14 protein-coding genes are annotated in these 17630 nt (G+C 73.5%); 6 read left to right on the plus strand and 8 right to left on the minus strand.

Annotated features, from left to right (window positions below):
• Window positions 1–126 precede the first annotated feature (126 nt).
• Both AB0903_RS23730 and AB0903_RS23735 read right to left on the minus strand, forming a co-directional pair.
• Window positions 127–1263: a DNA alkylation repair protein gene (locus tag AB0903_RS23730; protein ID WP_366705867.1), complete on the minus strand. Its 1137-nt coding sequence runs from the start codon at window positions 1261–1263 to the stop codon at window positions 127–129.
• Between the two features lie 83 nt (window positions 1264–1346).
• Window positions 1347–1646: a hypothetical protein gene (locus AB0903_RS23735; RefSeq protein WP_366705869.1), complete on the minus strand. Its 300-nt coding sequence runs from the start codon at window positions 1644–1646 to the stop codon at window positions 1347–1349.
• A gap of 108 nt (window positions 1647–1754) precedes the next feature.
• Between AB0903_RS23735 and AB0903_RS23740 the strand changes: the two genes are divergently transcribed.
• From AB0903_RS23740 to AB0903_RS23755, 4 genes are all read left to right on the plus strand, one after another.
• Window positions 1755–2300 (plus strand): ABATE domain-containing protein, encoded by a 546-nt coding sequence (locus AB0903_RS23740; RefSeq protein ID WP_366705871.1) that lies wholly within the window; start codon window positions 1755–1757, stop codon window positions 2298–2300.
• Between the two features lie 70 nt (window positions 2301–2370).
• Complete coding sequence (locus tag AB0903_RS23745) at window positions 2371–2982, plus strand: TetR/AcrR family transcriptional regulator (RefSeq protein ID WP_366705873.1); 612 nt, start codon at window positions 2371–2373, stop codon at window positions 2980–2982.
• 181 nt (window positions 2983–3163) lie between these two features.
• Window positions 3164–4879: an alpha/beta fold hydrolase gene (locus tag AB0903_RS23750; RefSeq protein WP_366705875.1), complete on the plus strand. Its 1716-nt coding sequence runs from the start codon at window positions 3164–3166 to the stop codon at window positions 4877–4879.
• 113 nt (window positions 4880–4992) lie between these two features.
• The gene (locus AB0903_RS23755) at window positions 4993–6270 is read left to right on the plus strand and encodes an ROK family protein (protein WP_366705877.1); all 1278 of its coding nucleotides are present in this window, start codon (window positions 4993–4995) and stop codon (window positions 6268–6270) included.
• Window positions 6271–6380: 110 nt separating this feature from the next.
• On the opposite strand, the gene xylB is transcribed toward AB0903_RS23755, so the two are convergent.
• Window positions 6381–7853: a xylulokinase gene (gene xylB / locus AB0903_RS23760; RefSeq protein WP_366705879.1), complete on the minus strand. Its 1473-nt coding sequence runs from the start codon at window positions 7851–7853 to the stop codon at window positions 6381–6383.
• A gap of 167 nt (window positions 7854–8020) precedes the next feature.
• Between xylB and xylA the strand changes: the two genes are divergently transcribed.
• Window positions 8021–9190 carry a xylose isomerase gene (xylA, locus tag AB0903_RS23765; protein WP_366705924.1) on the plus strand — a complete coding sequence of 390 codons (1170 nt, stop codon included), beginning with the start codon at window positions 8021–8023 and terminating at the stop codon, window positions 9188–9190.
• 207 nt (window positions 9191–9397) lie between these two features.
• Here the strand turns inward: xylA and AB0903_RS23770 are convergent, their stop codons facing one another.
• Window positions 9398–9820, minus strand: coding sequence for an ATP-binding protein (locus AB0903_RS23770; RefSeq protein WP_366705881.1), 423 nt, complete (start codon window positions 9818–9820; stop codon window positions 9398–9400).
• A gap of 291 nt (window positions 9821–10111) precedes the next feature.
• Between AB0903_RS23770 and AB0903_RS23775 the strand changes: the two genes are divergently transcribed.
• The gene (locus AB0903_RS23775) at window positions 10112–13096 is read left to right on the plus strand and encodes a LuxR C-terminal-related transcriptional regulator (protein ID WP_366705883.1); all 2985 of its coding nucleotides are present in this window, start codon (window positions 10112–10114) and stop codon (window positions 13094–13096) included.
• 217 nt (window positions 13097–13313) lie between these two features.
• Here AB0903_RS23775 and AB0903_RS23780 read toward each other — a convergent pair whose 3' ends face one another.
• The 4 genes from AB0903_RS23780 to AB0903_RS23795 all read right to left on the minus strand — a co-directional run bounded on the left by AB0903_RS23780 (window position 13314) and on the right by AB0903_RS23795 (window position 16990).
• Complete coding sequence (locus AB0903_RS23780) at window positions 13314–14372, minus strand: putative sulfate exporter family transporter (protein WP_366705885.1); 1059 nt, start codon at window positions 14370–14372, stop codon at window positions 13314–13316.
• Window positions 14372–14953, minus strand: coding sequence for a cysteine dioxygenase family protein (locus tag AB0903_RS23785; RefSeq protein WP_366705887.1), 582 nt, complete (start codon window positions 14951–14953; stop codon window positions 14372–14374). The genes AB0903_RS23780 and AB0903_RS23785 overlap by 1 nt, the downstream gene beginning before the upstream one ends.
• 227 nt (window positions 14954–15180) lie before the next feature.
• Window positions 15181–16086, minus strand: a complete 906-nt coding sequence (locus AB0903_RS23790; RefSeq protein WP_366705889.1) for a LysR substrate-binding domain-containing protein — start codon at window positions 16084–16086, stop codon at window positions 15181–15183.
• A 91-nt stretch (window positions 16087–16177) separates the two neighbouring features.
• Window positions 16178–16990, minus strand: coding sequence for an SAM-dependent methyltransferase (locus AB0903_RS23795; RefSeq protein WP_366705891.1), 813 nt, complete (start codon window positions 16988–16990; stop codon window positions 16178–16180).
• Window positions 16991–17630: the final 640 nt, after the last annotated feature.

Here is a 17630-nt window from a genome sequence, read left to right on the forward strand (position 1 = left end):
CCCGGCGGGAGCGTGGCAGCCAGCCCCCGGCAGGCGCGTAAGGGCGCCTTCAGCGGCAGGGGCGGCACAACAGCCGGCCTCACCGGCGGCGCCCGGCGGGCGGGGCGCTGCCTGCCTCCCGTCGTGTCACCCGGCGGCGGACCGGCCGTCGCCGGTCCGCGCTTCTGCCGGGGCGCCGGGGGTGAGCGTGAAGTCGGCGAGACCGTAGGGCCGTCCGTTGACCTGAAGCTGCACCCGGTGCAATCCGGGGTGGTAACGGCGCGTGCTGATGGGCCGGAAGGAGTGGCGGCGGACTTGGGACCACCGCTCACCCGGGGCCAGGGTGCGGGTGGTCAGCTTGAACACCTTGGGGCTGAGGGTTCCGTTCGCCTTCCGGTGGTGGACGACGTAGTCGATCATCAGGTCGGCCGCCTGCGAGCCGGTGTTGGTGACCTCGTAGGCGAAGACCAGGTGCCCGCCGGACGGCACGTCGGGTGTCCGGACGTCGGGGCCGGTGACATCGACCGCGGCGTCGTGGTCGTGGCCGAGGAGGGCCAGGGCCTGCGGGTGCCCGGCCTTGACGAGCGTGCGCAGACCGTGCCGCACCAGGGCCGGCGTGGTGGCGGCGGGGTCGGCGAGCCAGCGGGACGCGGTGGCGACGGCGGTCTCCGGGTGGTCGCGGCTGATGTCGTTCAGGTGGTTGGCGACCGACCGCCTGACGTACTCGGAGGAGTCGCGGTACAGCGAGTCCAGCACGGGGAGGGCCGGGGAGGGGTCGGTGACGAGCTCTGGCAGGCGGGTCGCCCAGGGCAGGCGCGGCCGTGTGCCCTCGCTCGCCAGACGGCGCAGGTGCGGATCGGGATGGTCGGTCCACGGCAGGATCGTCCGCAGCGCCCGGTGGAGATCGTGGCGGAGGAAGGGCCGTACGGCGCTCTCCGCCGTGAGCAGCGGCGTGAGATCCGCCAGGAGGCCGAGTGCGGGTTCGAACACGCCGTGTGCGAGGGCGCGCTCGGCGACCGCCTCGTTGACCGGGAAGGTCATCCATCCGACGAAGCCGGGGTGCCGCAGCGCCGCGCGGAGAGCGGCGGCGAAGCCCGGGTAGTCGTCCGGCAGGTCGGCGAGCACCGCTTCCTTCACGGCGGCGACGCGCCCGCTGAACGTCAGGCCGTCCAGGCGGGCGCCGCAGCCGCGCAGGGCGGTCGCCGGTGCACAGCCGGCTGCCGTCATCACGAGCGCCAGTTCGTCGGTGGTGTGCGCGTTGAGCAGTTCCTCGGCCGTGGGCACGGCTGCCTCCTCGTAAGTCTCCCGCGCCGGTCCCGTGCCGTGGTGCTGCGGGACGGGACCGGCGGCTGCTACGGCTGCTGCGGCTACGGCCGGGCGCTGTGCAGCACCTCGGCGTGCCGCATCTCGTGGACCTCGCCGATCAGACCGAAGAATCCCGCGGCGGCGGGTTCGCCGGGCATCTCCCGGGCCGCGCGGGCGGCTGCTTCGGGGGACGACCAGAGGAGGAAGTCCATGAGGGAGCCGTCCTGTGAGCGGGCCAGATACGCGCCGAGGAAGTCGGCACCGTACCTCTCGCGCAGCAGGGCGACCAGCCCGTCCCGCTGGGCGGTCAGCTCGGCGGGGTCGGTGGCCTCGAAGCGTACGTACTCGATCGTCGTGCTCATGCGGCACTCCTTCCAGATGGCTCGTCACGGATTTTCGAGCCGGAAACCGTGAGTGGAAGCTATCACGGGTTCGCGATACCGAATACGTGAGTCCGGTAGCTTGGGGACATGAGCCTCAAAAACCTCCACGAGATGCCGTGGATCGGCGAGGACGCCGCGCTCGACCTCGCCAACACCGTCGTGTGCGGCGCAGGCCCGTCCCGCGGCGACATCGACCTGCTGGCCGACGAGGAACTGAGGGCGGCATGGCGGACCCGGGCGGCGGACCGGGCGCTGGCGGCCCTGCCCCTGGAGGAACTGACACGGCTGCGCGACCCCGCCAGGGCCGCCCTCGGCGCGGCGGCCCGGCGGGCCCGGCTGCCGGAGGCGGCGCGGACACGACTCAACGACCTCGCCGCACAGGCTCCGGTGACGTTCGAGGTCGGGAAGGACGGCCGGCTCACCGAGCGGGAGGGCGGCGGCCCGGTCGCGGGCAGGGTGGCCCGGCAGGTGCTCGTCCTGGCCACCGGACCGGACCAGGCCAGGCTGCGGCGATGCCCCGCACCCAGCTGCGGCATGTTCTTCCTGGCGCGCCGGCGCGACCAGGCATGGTGCTCGGTGGGGTGCGGCAACAGGGCGCGGTCGGCCCGCCGCCAGGCCCCCCGCCCGGAGTGACCTCCGGCGCCTCCGTGAGACGGACAGAGGCCCGGTTGCAAAAATATGGCGACCGGTCTATTTTTCAGGCATGGGACAGAAGGGCGAGGAGACGCGGAGCCGGCTGCTGGACGCGACCCAGCAACTCATCGAGTCGGGCGGTTACTTCAACGCGGGGCTCAACCAGGTCGTGGCCGCGAGTGGAGCCCCGAAGGGCTCGCTGTACTTCCACTTCCCCGGCGGCAAGGACCAGCTCGTGGAGGAGTCCGTACGGCGGGGCGGCCGGGAGATCGCCCGGCTGATGGCGGACCTCGGCGCGGACGCCGCCGGTCACCGCACGGTCGACATGCTCACGACCCTCGTTCAGGTGCTCGCCGGCAGGCTCGAGGAGTCCGACTGGCGCAAGGGGTGCCCGATCGCCACGGTCGCCCTGGAGATGGCCGCCGCCAGTCCGAGTCTGCAGAAGGCGTGCTCGGAGGTGTACCGGTCCTGGGAGACGACCCTCGCCGAACGCCTGACCGCGGACGGCCATCCGTCGCCCGACGGGACCGCGACCGCGGTGCTCTGCCTGATCGAGGGCGCGCTGGTGCTCGCACGGGCGCATCGCAGCCGTGAGCCTCTCGACCGGGCGGCGCATTCGATCGCATCCCTCCTCCGACCCGGGCCCTCCGACCCGGGCGCCGTGGCGGCCCGGGCCCTCTGATTCGGGCCCTCCGATTCGGGGGCCTGGACACTGCGACCCGGGCCCTGCGACCTGGGGGCTGCAACGCGGCCCCTCCGACCTGGGCGCGGTGGCCGACAGGACACCTCGCCCGCTCCACGAGCCGTTCGACCGGGCGCTTCGTCGCCCAAAAAATATGTAGACCAGTCTATAAGGGAGTGTTGTGTCCACTGACTCCGTCGTCTTCGGCGCCGCCGGCTTCATCGGTCGGGCGCTCGTCGCCGAACTGCTCGGCCGTGGCCGCCATGTGGCCGCCGCCGTCCGCGGCTCCGCCGCCCCTCTGACGTCCTGGCTGCACGCCTCGGGGGTCGACACCGGCCGGCTGACCGTCGTGACCGCCGACATCACCCGTCCCGGGCTCGGCCTGCCGCCGAACGACCTGCGGGAGGCGCGGGACGTCTACAACTGCGCCGCCCGCTTCGCCTTCGGACTCGACCCGGACGAGGCGCGGGCGGTCAACGTCACCGGAGCGCTGAACGTCCTCGACTGGACCGCGGCCAGGACCTCCGTGCGCCGCCTCGTCCATCTCAGCGGCTACCGGGTCGCCGCCGAGGACGACCCGAGCCCGAAGGGCCGGCTCGGCGCCTACGAATCCTCCAAGCGAGAGGGAGACACCGCCGTACGCCGCCGGGCCGGCGAAACCGGCGTGCCCCTGACCATCGCCAACCCCGCGACGGTCATAGGCCGGGGCCAGTTCATCGGCCTCGCATCCATGGTCGGCGACCTGTGGCAAGGACGCCTGCGCGCCAGCCCCGGCGACGCCCGCACCTTCCTGCCCGTCGTGACACTCGACCACCTGACCCGGTTCCTCGCCACCCTGCCCGAGGACCCCGGCACCGCCGGCCGGGACTACTGGGTGCTCGACGACGCCACCCCCGAACTTCCCGGCCTCCTCACCCTCCTGGCCCGGCACACCGGCGTACGCCCACCCCGGGGGCACGTGCCCGTGTCCCTGCTGCGGGCGCTGCCCCGCCGCATCACCCGCGCCGACCCCGAGACACTGCCGTTCCTGTCGGCGGACCGCTACCCCACCAGGTCCGCCACCGCGTTCGCCGACGCCCACGGACTGCGGATGCCCCCCGTCGAGGAGGCGCTCCACGACTGGGCCGACCACCTGGTCGCCACCCGCTTCGGTGCCATCGAACCGCCGGCGCAGCCCCATGGATTCCACCGGATCGCCGACAGCCGCACCTGGCTCGTGGGTGAACGCCACCGGCCGGACCACGTACTGCTGCACGGACTGCCCCTGGACGCCGACTCCTGGACCGATGTCACCGCGCGGCTCACCGGAGCGGCGCTGGCGGCCGATCTGCCGGGCCTCGGCCGCTCCAGCCCGACCAGCGGCGCGACGGACGCCTGGCTCGCCGAACTCATGCGCCCCCTCACCACCCGGCCGCTGCTGACCGCGCACTCCTTGGCGTGCGGCCCCGCGCTGCGCTACGCCCTGCGCCACCCCGAACGCATCCGCGGGCTGGTACTCGTCGCACCCGCCTTCCTGCAGGAACCCTCCGGCCGCCGGCGCACCACCCGGCTGGGCGCCTTCGCACTGCGCCGCATGCCTGCCGCAGACCTCGCCGCGGCCCTGTCCGCCCCGCTCGGCCCCGCCGTCCACAGCGCGGCAGCCGCTCTCCACCGGCCGGGCGGGGCCCGACGCGTCCTCGCGGCGCTGCGCAGCGCCCACACGGACCGTTCCGCCCTGCGCCACGCACTTCCCGACGCGCCCCTCCCCGTCACCTTGTTGGCGGGCGCGACCGACCCCCTGACCGGCCCGACCGCCCACCCGGTCGTGACCGTCCCGGGCGCCGGCCACTACCCCCAGCTCACCCATCCCGACGAAGTGGCGCGCGTCCTCGAGGAACGGAGCCGCACCGCCGCGTAGGCCCGTGTTTCCGTCAGGCGGGTGTCGCACCGGGGCGCACCCGTCGGACCGCAGCGCCGTTACGGAAGGCGCGGGGCCGTGGCGCGGGCGCATCCCATAGGCTCGGCGGCGATATGAACGGCAACCAATCAGGCAGCGCCCGTACCGGCGCGGCGCGTCGGCAGGCCCCGCTGGGCCCGAAGGCCGACCGTGAGACGGTGCGCCGGCACAATCTGAGCCTGGTGCTGCGGGCGGTCCACGACCAGGTCGAGGCCACGCGTGCCGGCGTCGCCGCCCGGGTGGGGCTGACCCGTGCCGCCGTCTCCTCCCTGGTCGAGCAGCTGCTCGAAAGCGGCTTCCTGTCCGAGTCGGGCAAGACGTTCAGCGGCCAGGCAGGCCGCCCCGGTACGGTGCTCAAGATCGCCCGCACCGGAGTCGCGGGCATCGGGGTCGAGATCAACGTCGACTACGTGTCGGTGTGCGTCGTCGACCTCGCCGGCACCGACCGGGTCCGGCTCGTGGAGCACCTGGACAACCGGAACGCCGCACCGGCCGAAGTGCTGGGCAGGGCCGCGCGGATCGCGGCGCGGGCTCTCGGGTCGGCCACGGAGCAGGAGTTGCGCCCGGTCGGCGCGGAGCTGGCCCTGCCGGGCCTGATCTCCGGCGGATCGGTCCTCCAGGCGCCGAACCTCGGCTGGACCGCCGTCCCCGCCGAGGCCCCCTTCGCGAAGGCGCTGGCCGCGCTGCGGCCCGGGGCCCCCGCACTGCCGGTGCGTTCGGAGAACGAGGCGAACCTGGCGGCGCTCGCCGAGTTGTGGTTCGGCGACCTCGGCGACATACGCAGCTTCCTGTATCTGACCGGTGAGATCGGTGTCGGCGGCGCACTGGTGCTGGGCGGCGAACTGCTGCGCGGCGCGAACGGGTTCGCCGGCGAGATCGGCCATGTCTCCGTCTCCGACGACGGCCCCCGCTGCCGCTGCGGATCGCGTGGCTGCCTGGAGCAGTACGCGGGCCAGTCCGCGCTGCTGCGGGCAGCCGGCCTCGACGAACACGCCGGAGCCTCGGGCGTGGCCGAGCTCGAACGCCGTGCCCGCGCGGACGACCCGGCCGCGCTGGCGGCGCTGGCCGGGGCGGGGCGGGCCCTGGGCCGTGCCTTGTCCGGCGCGGTGAATCTCTTCGACCCGGACGCGGTCGTGCTGGGCGGCATCTACCGGCCGCTGCTGCCGTGGCTGGCACCACCGGTGGGCGCGGAGTTGGAGACCCGCGTGGTCTCCGGGCTCTGGCCCGCGGCGGGGACGCGGCTGCGTGCCTCCTCGGCCGCGGCCGATGCCGCCCGGGGCGCGGCGGCGCTGGTCGTCCAGGACGTCCTGGCGGACCCGGTGGCGTACGCCACCTCGCGCGCGACACCCTGACCACGCGCCGTGCCGCCTGCGCTCAACCGCACAACCGCACAACCGCTCAGCCATCCAGCCCCTCCACCGCGCGCCACGCCCTGACCCGGCGCCGCCTTCACCCAACCCGCTCAGCCACCCAGCCCTTCCACCGCCGACGACACCCGCTCCCATGTCTCCAGGTCCCGCTCCACCGCAGGCAGTTCCGTACCCGAGCCCGCGCCCCAGCCGGCCGCCAGAGCCACCGCGTCCTCGCCCGTCGCCGCCTCCGCGGCGAGCGCCGCCGCGCCCAGGGCGACGAGTTCGCCACTGGACGGGAGCAGGAGTGGGCGGCCGGAGAGGCGGCGGACGGTCTCGACCCAGTGGTGGCCCTTCGCGCCGCCGCCGACGAGCCGGAGGGGGCGGGACGCGGTGTCCGGTGCGGCCGGATCCCGGCCGCAGGCGCGCAGGACTTCGTCGAGCGCGCGCAGCACGGTCACGGCGGCGCCCTCGTAGGCCGCGCCGAGGATCTGCTGACGGGTCGTGGCGTGCCGTAGCCCGGTCAGCATGCCGGAGGCGCCGGGGAGGTCCGGAGTCCGTTCGCCGTCCAGGTACGGCAGGAGGACTACTTCGCCGCCCGCCTCCGCGGCCTCCCGGTCCAGGCCCAGCAGGGACGCGACCTTGTCGACGGCGAGCGTGCAGTTGAGGGTGCAGGCGAGCGGCAGGTACGTGCCGTCCGCCGCCGCGAATCCGGCGAGTGCGGGGGAAGCGGGCCGGGTGCGGGTCGCGGCGAACACCGTCCCGGAGGTGCCGAGACTGAGCACCGGATGATCGAGCAGCCCCTGCCCGCCGAGTCCGAGTCCGACCGCCGCGGCCATGTTGTCGCCGGTGCCGGCGGCGACGGCGATCCCTGCGGGCAGGCCGAGCCGCGTGGCGGCCGCGGCGGTGAGCGAACCGACGCGTGTGCCGCCGGTGGTGGCGACGGGCGGCAGCAGTGCGGGGTCCAGCCCGACGAGGTCCAGCAGACCGGGGTCGTAGGCGCCGGCGGCCGTCGAGTACCAGCAGGTACCCGACGCGTCCCCGGGGTCGGTGGCGGCGACACCGGCGAGGCGTTCGGTGAGGAAGTCGTGCGGCAGACGCACCGCCGCGGCGGCGTCCGCGGCGGCGGGCTCGTTCTCCCGCAGCCACTGCCACTTCGCGGCCGTCATGGAGGCGACGGGGACGGACCCGGTGCGGGCGGTCCAGGCGTCGGGGCCGCCGAGCGCCTCGGTGAGTGCGGCGGCCTGCGGTGCGGAACGGGTGTCGTTCCAGAGCAGAGCCGGTCGCAGGGGCGTGCCCGCTCGGTCGAGGACGACGAGCCCGTGCTGCTGTCCGGCGACCGCGATACCGGTGATCGCCGACGGCTCGACGCCGAGTCCCGCCAGTTCCTTGAGGCCGGCGGCGACGGCCTCTGCGAGGGCCGTCCACCACACCTCCGGGTGGGTCTCCCGTGCGCCCCTCTCGCCGGTGACCTGGTGGGGTGCCCTGCCGACGGCGAGCATCCGCCCGGTCACGGCGTCGGTGAACGCCGCCTTGGTGGACTGAGTGGAACTGTCCACCCCGATGACGACCGCGTTCGACGGCATTGCAGCACCTCTCGGTCAGTGTCCCGCACAACCATTTGGTCGAGCGGCAACAAATTACGCCACGCGCTCGCGCGACAACAGGCCCCGATGGTCTCCTGCCGTAGAGAGTATCCATGCATTATTAGTAAGGTCAGAGAACAAACCAGTGATCCAAGGCGGGCATGACCATGACGGAACGCTTCACCCCCACTCCCGAGGACAAGTTCACCTTCGGCCTCTGGACGGTCGGATGGCAGGGCAGGGACCCGTTCGGGGACGCGACCCGGCCGCACCTGGACCCGGCGGAGTCCGTCCGGCGTCTCGCCGACCTCGGCGCGTACGGTGTGACCTTCCACGACGACGACCTGATCCCCTTCGGGTCGGGCGACGGGGAGCGCGAGGTGCACATCAAGCGCTTCCGGGAGGCGCTGGACGCCACAGGCCTCGTCGTGCCGATGGCGACGACCAATCTCTTCACCCACCCGGTCTTCAAGGACGGCGGTTTCACCGCCAACGACCGCGACGTGCGCCGCTACGCACTGCGCAAGACCATCCGCAACATCGACCTGGCAGTGGAGCTGGGCGCGCGGACGTACGTCGCCTGGGGCGGCCGTGAGGGCGCGGAGTCCGGCGGCGCCAAGGACGTGCGGGTCGCGCTGGACCGCATGAAGGAAGCCTTCGACCTGCTGGGCGAATACGTCACCGAGCAGGGCTACGACCTGCGGTTCGCCATCGAGCCGAAGCCGAACGAGCCGCGCGGCGACATCCTGCTCCCGACGGTCGGCCACGCGCTGGCGTTCATCGAGCGGCTGGAGCGCCCGGAGCTCTACGGCGTCAACCCGGAGGTCGGCCACGAGCAGATGGCGGGGCTCAACTTCCCCCACTCCATCGCGCAGGCACTGTGGGCGGGCAAGCTCTTCCACATCGATCTGAACGGGCAGAGCGGCATCAAGTACGACCAGGACCTGCGCTTCGGCGCCGGCGACCTGCGCTCCGCGTTCTGGCTGGTCGACCTGCTGGAGACGGCCGGTTACGCGGGACCGCGGCACTTCGACTTCAAGCCGCCGCGCACAGAGGACTTCGACGGTGTGTGGGAGTCGGCGGCGGGGTGCATGCGCAACTACCTGATCCTCAAGGAGCGCGCCGCGGCGTTCCGGTCGGACCCCGAGGTGCAGGAGGCGCTGCGGGCCTCGCGCCTGGACGATCTGGCGCGCCCGACGGCCGGGGACGGACTGGCCGGGCTGCTGGCGGACCGGTCGGCGTTCGAGGACTTCGACGTGGACGCCGCAGCCGAGCGCGGCATGGCGTTCGAGCGCCTCGACCAGCTGGCGATGGACCACCTGCTCGGCGCCCGCTGAGCCGTACTCTCACACGGGGCCGCTCCGACCCGTCCGGAGCGGCTCCGGCGTACGTGTGGCGGCCTCCGGGGTTCGGGTTCGTCCGCCGTCCGCCGTCCGCCGTCCGCCGTCTGCCGTCTGCCGTCTGCCGTCTGCCGTCTGCCGATCCTCCAGAGCCGGGCCTTCAGGAAAATACGAGGGAAGGCCGGCCGGACGGGCCTGGCGCAGTCACAGATGCGGGTCGAGCGCGTGCAGCGGGTCGCGCACGACCGGCGGCGGCGTTCCATGGAGCGCGATCTCGGCGAGCACCGCGCTGCCCCGCTCCATCCGGTGGGTCACCGTCCGTGTCGCGTACGCGTCGACCAGGCGCAGTCCGCGCCCGCAGGGGACGTCCGCGTCGAGCGGTTCCTGCCGGCGGTCCACCCGGTGTTTCCAGCAACCGCCGTCCATGACCTCGACGGTCAGCGCGTCCCCGCGGACGGTGATCACCGTGGACACCCAGGGGCTGCCGCTGTGCAGCACCACATTGGTGACCAGTTCGGTGACGATGACCGACAGTGCCTCGTCGAAATGCTCGGCCAGACACCATCGGCGTGCGACGGACCGGGCGAAGCGCCGTAGTGCGCGCGCGGCCTCCGGCGAAGCAGGCATGGCACAGTGGGCCAGGCTTCGCAGTGTGGAGGTGGGCCCGGCCCGCCGGGGGGCAGGGCTCGGGGCACGTTCTATGGCAATCACTTGGGCTCCTGTTCGGTCGGGCGGTGTCGCCCTGACTCAGGTCCAGCGGCCGGGAGTCGTCTGGTCTCACCTGGCCGTCGAAAGCCATGCAGATCTTCTGCGGCACCTCAACACTCATGTCCGGACACCCGGTGTTCAATCAGGGACACTGAAACCCGTATACGTAAAGAATCGAAATGCCCGGGAAACACCGAGGAGAGTGATTCGGTGGACACGTCGAGTGACGAATCGGCGGACCGATGGCTGGAGCGGACACTCTCCGCCCCGCCCGGTGGAGGGTCCGGCCCAGGCGGTCCCGCGCTGCTGCTGGTCGAGGGGGCGGCCGGGACGGGCAAGACCCGGCTCGCGAACCGCCTCGCCGGGGCAGCCGTGCACCACTCGATACCCAGCGTGACCGTCTCGTTCTCGTCGTACGGTGTCGCCGTCGACCGCCCGCAGCCCGCCACGGCGGCACGGGCAGCGGGCCGCGCGCGGACGCCCCACTCATCGACGCCGCCCGCCTCGCCCTCCGCCGGTCCACAGGCCGCGACCCCGCGGAACACCGATCCGCCGGCCACCGACCGGCAGACCGCATTGCGTGTGGCCGACGCGCCACACGCCACCGACCGGCAGACCGCATCCCGTGAGGCCCGCACGCCACACGACGCGAACCGGCAGACCGCACATCACGCGACCGGCACCCCGCAGGCCGCCGGCCTGTCCGCCGCCCTGGCGCCCCTGCTCGAACGGAGCGAGCGGTTCCTCCTCGTCGCCGAGGACGTCCACCGCGCGGACGGCGCGGCGCTCGAACTCCTGCGCAGGCTCGTGGACCGGCCGCCGGACGGTCTCGCCGCCGTCGTGACGTACCGCCCCGAGGCCCTGCCGGAGCCCGGCCTCGTGCTCGGCAGAGGCGCCCACTTCCCCGCGTGCCTCGCCGTACAGCGGCTGCGGCTCGCACCGCTCGACGCCGGGCAGGTCCGCACCCTCGTGGCGGACGGGCTGGGCGAGAGCCGCTGTCCCGCTGATCTGATCACGCGGATCGTCGAACGCTCCGGCGGTGTGCCGCAGGTCGTCACCGACGTGGTGGAGCTGCTGCGGGAGGCGGGCGACGGCCGGGAGCGCTTCTCCGTCAGGGACCTGGACGCGGCGGGCGTACCGCCCCGTCTCGCCGAGCTGGCACTCGGCCGGGCCGCGGAGCTGCCGGGCCACATACGGCCCGTCGCCTGGGCGGCCGCCGTGCTGGACGAGCCGGTGGAGGCGGAGGAGCTGTCCACGGTGGCCGGTCTGGACGGCGCAGACGGCAGGGACGCCCTCGTCGCGGCCCTGCGCGCGGGGGTGCTGCGGGAGGACGGCGAAGGCCGGTACGGGTTCTTCGTCCCGATGGCCGCGGCGGCCGTGTACGGGCAGGTGCCCGGCCCGGTCCGCCGGGCGATGCACCGCAGGGCGGCCGCCGCGCTCGGCCGTCGGCATCCGGTGCCGTGGGTGCCACTGGCCCGGCACCGCCGCCACGGCGGCCAGGTGAAGGCGTGGCTGCGGGCCGTGGAGCACGCGGCGCTGCAGTGCGCGGCCGCCGGCGAGCACCAGGCCGCGATCGACCTGCTCGAGCGGACCCTGTCCCGTCCCACGGTGCCGCCCGCCGCCCGCGCCAGGCTCGCGCCGCTGCTCGCGCACAGCGCGGTGCTGGGACTGCGCAGCGACCAGACGGTCACGGTGCTGCGGCAGATCCTCGACGAGCAGTCGCTGCCGGCCGCCGTGCGCGGCCAGATCCGGCTCGACCTGGGGCTGCTGCTCTGCAACCAGGCGGTCGCCGGCATGCAGGGCTGGCTGGAGCTCCAGCAGGCGGTGGAGGAGCTTCAGGAACGGCCGCTGATGGCGGCCAGGGCCATGGCGGCGCTGGCCATGCCGCTGCTGTCGACGGTGCCGCTGGAACGGAACCTTTACTGGCTGGAGCGCGCGGAGAAGGCCGGCGCGGACAGCGGCGACGAGGAGGCGGCCACGGCGGTCGCCGCCAACCGGGCCGGCACGCTGATGTACATCGGGGACCCGTCGGCCTGGCAGGTGCTGGAGCAGCTGCCGAGGGAGACGCAGGACGCGGCCTGCCGCCAGCACGTCGCCCGTGGCCTGTGCAACGCGGCGGACGGCGCGCTCTGGCTCGGTCAGCTCGGCCCGGCGCGCAGGCTGCTCGCCGAGGGTGTGGAGCTGGCGACCCGCAGCGGTGCCTCGTACGTCGAGCAGGGCGCCCGGGGCACCCTGCTGCTGCTCGACTGGGCCGAGGGCAACTGGTCGGAACTGCCCTCCCGGGCGCGCGCGTTCGTGGCCGAGGCCGACACCATGCCCGGCCAGGCCGTCGACGGACGTACGGTGCTGGGACTGATGGCGCTGTCCAGGGGCGAGTGGCAGCAGGCGACGGCCTGGCTGGCCGGTGAGGGCTCGCGGGAGACGAACGGCACCGCCGTGCCGCACGTAGCCGCCGCGTCCGGTGCCCTCATCCGGATGGCCCTGGTCCGCGACGACGTCGAGTCCGCCGTGGCGGAGGCGTCGATGGCGTGGGACAGGGTGAGGGACAAGGGCGTCTGGGTGTGGGCGGCCGAACTCGCGCCCTGGGCCGTCGACGCGACGCTGCGCGCCGGCCGGCGGGACACGGCGCACGGCATGGTCCTCGAGTACGAGGCGGGTCTCGAGGGGCGCCAGGCGCCCGCCTCGGCGGGGGCGCTGACCTGGTGCCGCGCGCTGCTCGCAGAGGCGGACGGCGAGCAGCGGGAGGCCGCGGCGCTGTACCGCCGGGCGGCCCTCCACTACGCGGGCATCCCCCGCCCGTACGCCACCGTCCTGGCCACCGAGGGGGCGGCCCGCTGCCAGTTGGCGTCGGGGACCGACACCGCGGCCGCCGTCACCGAACTGAGCTCGTGCGTCGATCAGTTGACCGAACTGGGCGCGGTGTGGGACGCCGCCCGCCTCCGGGCGGAGCTGCGGGCCCACCAGCCCGCCGACGGGCAGCGGCCGCGCGGCCGCCCCAGCTACGGCGATCAGTTGTCGCCGCGCGAGCAGGAAGTCGCGGACCTGGCGGCGACCGGGCTCACCAACCGGGAGATCGCGGCGACGCTGCATCTGTCGCCGCGTACGGTGGAGCAGCATGTGTCCCGGGCCCGGCGGAAGTTGGAGTCGCAGTCCCGGCAGACTCTTTCGCGGACCCGCTCCCAGCGCCCGGAGTGACCCCCGGCGGCCGGGGCCTGCGGGTCCGGCCGATTCTTTGCGTATAGGTACATCACCGGTTCCCTATAGGCGGCGCCCCGCCGGCGGCCCTAGCTTCCGAGTGTGCCCGGGGCAGCCGGGATGCCGACCGGCCACGTCGTACCCCACATGCGACCGTTGCCGTGGCGCCATGGAAGTCCCGGCCCCGGGCACGACAGAATCGGCCGTCCCCCTTCGATCACCCGGCCACCAGCAGCACTCCGGCGTACGACACGCCCGCCACGACCAGCCAGGCGGACAGTCCGAGGACCGCCACGCGGCCGCCGGTGCGGGCGAGCGAGGGCAGGTCGACGGCGCTGCCGAGGCCGAACAGGGCGGCGGCCAGCAGCAGTTCCTGCGCGGTGCGGGCGGCCTCCAGCACCTGTGCCGGCACCAGTCCGGTGCTGCGCAGGGCCACCGCGGCGAGGAAGCCGACGACGAACAGCGGCACCAGCGGCACCCGCTTGCGGCCGGCCTCGTGACCGCCGGCCTTCCCGCTCCGCCTGCGGCGCCGTACGGACAGTGCCACGACGGCGACCAGCGGGGCGAGCAGCGCCACCCGTATGAGTTTCACCAGTACGGCCTCGCCGAGTGCCGGTCCTCCGGCGGTCTGCGCGGTGGCGACGACCTGGCCGACGTCATGGACGCTCGCCCCGACCCAGCGGCCGAACTGCGCGTCGCCGAGCCCCAACGGTCCTTGCAGCAGGGGCAGTACGGCGATCGCGAGGGTGCCGCAGAGGGTCACCAGCGCCACGGCGGTGGCCGCGTCCCGTTCGTCGCTGTCCGTCGCCTCGCTCACCGCGCCGATCGCGGAGGCTCCGCAGACGGCGTATCCGGTGGCGACGAGCAGCGGCTGATCGCCGGGGAGTCCCAGGCGCCGCCCGAGCCACCACGTTCCGAGCAGGGTGGCCGTCACGACGACGAGCACCATGGCCACGGTGGCCCAGCCCAGGCGGCGTACGTCGTCCAGGCCGAGTTGCAGCCCGAGGAGCACGATCCCGGCGCGCATCAGCCGCCTCCCGGCGTACGACAGGCCCGGCCGGGCGGCTGTGCGCACCGTCGCCCGCAGGCGGGGCAGATGGGCGGCCAGGACGCCGAGCACCACGGACGCGGTGAGCACCGGCACGGCAGGCAGCAGCCGGTGGACGGACCAGGCGAGGGCGACGCCGAGGACCGCGAGCGCGAGCCCGTGCCGCCGGCGGGTGGCTGCCGGTCCGCTGCGCGGCGGGGCGGCCGGGCGCTCCCGCAGGAGGGCCATCAGCGGTCGGCCGGCAGGTCGTAGACCCGCCGGACGCTGCTGCCGAGGCGGGATATGTCGGCGCCGTAGACGTGCAGGGATATCGCGGCCGAGGGGCCGGCGTTCCACACCCGGTGGATGTCCCCCGGGGGTGCGAAACCGCAGAACTCGCCCTGCGCGTTGACCACGTCGGCGGTGGCGACGAGCCGCGCGGTGCCGCCCTGGCCGGTGGCGGGGACGAGCCGGTAGCGCCGCTCGCGCTCCTGCCCCTCGTGGATGCCCGTGGTGCACCAGGAGACGTGGTCGTGGACGGACGTCCCCTGGCCGGGGAGCCAGACGAGCGCGACCACGGAGAAGCTGCCGTCGTGTTCGGCGTGCAGGAGATGCTGGCGGTAGCGGGCCGGATCGCTCTCGCGCTGCTCGGCGGTGAGCAGGTCGGCGGCGCCGAGATGCGGCGCGAGGCGCTCGCCGACCAGGTACGCCGTCAGGTCGGGCGGCAGTCCGCGCCCGACGGCCTCGCGCACGTCGGCGATCAGGGCGTCGAGTCGTTCGGTGGTGCGTGCGGCGGTGAAGGCGCCGGGAGCGGTGGATGCCGGTGTCATACGGGCAGCGTCGGACTCCGGATCCATGACGTCCAACGACGCTTTCTTCGCATGTCCCAAGCGGCGCTTATGAATGCGGACGGGTACCCGGAGGCCGGACCGGGCAGAGCGGTCGGGGGCGGACGCGGACGGAGCGGTCGGGAGGCGGACGCGGACGGAGCGGTCGGGAGGCGGACGCGGACGGAGCGGTCGGGAGGCGGACGCGGGCAGAGCGGTCCGGGACCCGGTCAGCAGCCGTTCTTGTTCGCTGCGACCGTTCTCAGTTCGTCGAGCACGAGTGCCGTCGCGGGCACATGCAGGTGCTCGCGGAGCACGTACGCGGAGATCTTGCGCCGCGAGGAGGGCTGCAGCGGGCGCCCGGTCACCTTGGCGTGGCGCATGAAGTTCAGTACGAGCGCCGGGATCATGGCGATCCCCAGCCCCTCCGCGACCAGGCTCTGCACGGCGAGGTTGTCGTCGGTCATGAAGGCGATGTCCGGTACGAAGCCGACCTCCGCGCACTCGTGGAGCAGGTTGGCGCGGCAGCGCGGGCAGCCCGCTATCCAGCGTTCGCCCGCCAGGTCGGTGAGCCGTACGACCCGTCGGCGGGCCACCTGGTGCCCGGCGGGCAGCAGTACGGTCAACTGGTCCTCGAGGAGCGGTATCTCCACCAGGTCGTCGGGCACCTGCTCGTGCAGACCGGGGTAGGTGAAGGCGAGAGCCACGTCGCACTCTCCCCGGGCGAGGCGCCGCAGCGACTCGGGCGGCTCGTTCTCCAGGAGGTCGACGCGGATGGCCGGGTGGGCGGCCGTGAGCCGGGCCAGCGTCTCCGGCACGAGGGTGGAGTTGGCGCTCGGGAAGGCGCAGACGCGGACCCGGCCGGCCCGCAGCCGGGTGAGCGCGTTCATCTGCTCCTGGGCGGCCGACATGGAGTCGAGGATGGTCGCCGCGTGCCTGGCCAGCGCCTCGCCCGCCTCGGTGAGCCGCATTCCGCGGCCCACGCGGACGAACAGGGGTGTGCCCACGTCCCGTTCGAGGGCCTTCATCTGCTGGGTGATCGCCGGCTGGGTGTAGCCCAGGGCGCGGGCGGCGGCCGAGTAGGAACCGGACCTGACCACCTCGTGGAACGTCTTGATGTGCCGGGAATCGAACACCGGTGCATCATAAGCAGAATTTGGGGACCGGTGCGGCCCCCGAATTCCGTTCGTGCCTGATCGGCGCAGAGGCAGGCCGGGCCGGATCCGGCTACGGCTTCCGGGCCACCGCACCGTACAGCGAGATCACGGCGTTCTCGTCGACGACCTCGTCGACACCGAGTTCGGGATGCCAGTCGGTCAGCTGGACGAGCCCGGGCTCCACGGTCTCCAGGCCGTCGAAGAACCGGGCGATCTCGTCACGCGTGCGCGGCGCGAGGGTGACGCCCCCGGCCGCGTACATGGCGACGCCTCGCTCGACGGCGACCGGGTCGAAGTCGGCCGTGAGCTGCGACAGGACGAGGTAGCTCCCGGAAGGGAGCGCGTCGACGAGCCGGGCGACCAGGTCGTGGGGCTCGTCGTCGTCCCCGAGGAAGTGCGTCAGCGCCACCAGGGAGAGCGCGACGGGGCGTGTGAAGTCCAGGCTCTTGCGGGCCTGCTCCAGGATGCGCGCCGTGTCGCGCACATCGGCCTGGATGTAGTCGGTGACGCCCTCGGGGGCGCTGCGCAGCAGGGCCTCGGCATGCGTCAGCACGATCGGGTCGTTGTCGGCGTAGACGATGCGGGACTCGGGGGCGACGCCCTGGGCCACCTGGTGGAGATTCGGCTCGGTGGGGATCCCGGTGCCGATGTCCAGGTACTGCCGGATCCCGGCCTCGCGAGCCAGCCAGCGGGTGACGCGCTGCATGAACCAGCGGTTCGTCCTGGCCACATGCTTCGCCGTCCCGTCGACGCCCATGATGTGCCGGCCGAGTTCCTCGTCGACCTGGTAGTTGTCCTTGCCGCCGAGGAACCAGTCGTACACCCGGGCGGGGTGCGGCCTGGTGGTGTCGATCCGTGCGGCGGCCGGCTCTGTCCCGGTCATGCGAGGCTCCCTGGATGCTCTACCTCCGCTGTCTTCCGGGCGGACGGTCTCGTGATCCTCGCAGGAGGGGCCCGTGCTCGGCAAGCAACTCCCGCCCCGAGCAGCGCAGTTCACAGCGCAGGGGCAGGGGCGAGGCGTCGCGTGGCCGCCGCGGCCCGCGGGCACCGCGGGTGGATCCGGGCCGGACCTCACGCCGAAGGCACAGTGACGAGCGGTGCGCGGTGGTGTGCTCGCGCACGGCGGCGGAGACCGCCGGCCGAGCCTGAGTCCAGTCGAGCTTGAGTCCGGCCGAGCCTGAGTCCGGTCGCTTGAGTCCGGTCGGCCGCCCGTGACACTGGATGATTGATCACGGTCGGCTTTGGGGGCGAGTTTGCGCCAAACCGCCCAAGAAGGTTCGCTCATTCCTCCCAAACCGTTTCGGATCGCAAGTCAAGGACGGTCGGGTGAGATTGCACGTCGGCCAGGGTGGGCAGGTTTGGAGCGCCACAGGAAGGGAACTATCCGACGTTTCGACGGCCGGTTGTCACGGCAGGGGGGCCGGGGTCAGACGCGACACGCCGCTCCGAGGTGGCGGTCGCGGCGTGCTCATGCTCCCGAGGCGAGTTGTGGCCCGCACACCGATGCGGGCCGAGAGGGAAGA

The organism is Streptomyces sp. NPDC048389, from assembly GCF_040706335.1.
GTDB lineage: Bacteria > Actinomycetota > Actinomycetes > Streptomycetales > Streptomycetaceae > Streptomyces.

What these genes read in the sequence shown, in the direction of transcription:
- AB0903_RS23735 (WP_366705869.1), bottom strand. Translation starts at nt 1,646, where the DNA reads ATGAGCACGACGATCGAGTACGTACGCTTCGAGGCCACCGACCCCGCC.
- AB0903_RS23740 (WP_366705871.1), top strand. Translation starts at nt 1,755, where the DNA reads ATGAGCCTCAAAAACCTCCACGAGATGCCGTGGATCGGCGAGGACGCC.
- AB0903_RS23745 (WP_366705873.1), top strand. Translation starts at nt 2,371, where the DNA reads ATGGGACAGAAGGGCGAGGAGACGCGGAGCCGGCTGCTGGACGCGACC.
- AB0903_RS23755 (WP_366705877.1), top strand. Translation starts at nt 4,993, where the DNA reads ATGAACGGCAACCAATCAGGCAGCGCCCGTACCGGCGCGGCGCGTCGG.
- xylB (WP_366705879.1), bottom strand. Translation starts at nt 7,853, where the DNA reads ATGCCGTCGAACGCGGTCGTCATCGGGGTGGACAGTTCCACTCAGTCC.
- xylA (WP_366705924.1), top strand. Translation starts at nt 8,021, where the DNA reads ATGACGGAACGCTTCACCCCCACTCCCGAGGACAAGTTCACCTTCGGC.
- AB0903_RS23770 (WP_366705881.1), bottom strand. Translation starts at nt 9,820, where the DNA reads ATGCCTGCTTCGCCGGAGGCCGCGCGCGCACTACGGCGCTTCGCCCGG.
- AB0903_RS23780 (WP_366705885.1), bottom strand. Translation starts at nt 14,372, where the DNA reads ATGGCCCTCCTGCGGGAGCGCCCGGCCGCCCCGCCGCGCAGCGGACCG.
- AB0903_RS23785 (WP_366705887.1), bottom strand. Translation starts at nt 14,953, where the DNA reads ATGACACCGGCATCCACCGCTCCCGGCGCCTTCACCGCCGCACGCACC.
- AB0903_RS23795 (WP_366705891.1), bottom strand. Translation starts at nt 16,990, where the DNA reads ATGACCGGGACAGAGCCGGCCGCCGCACGGATCGACACCACCAGGCCG.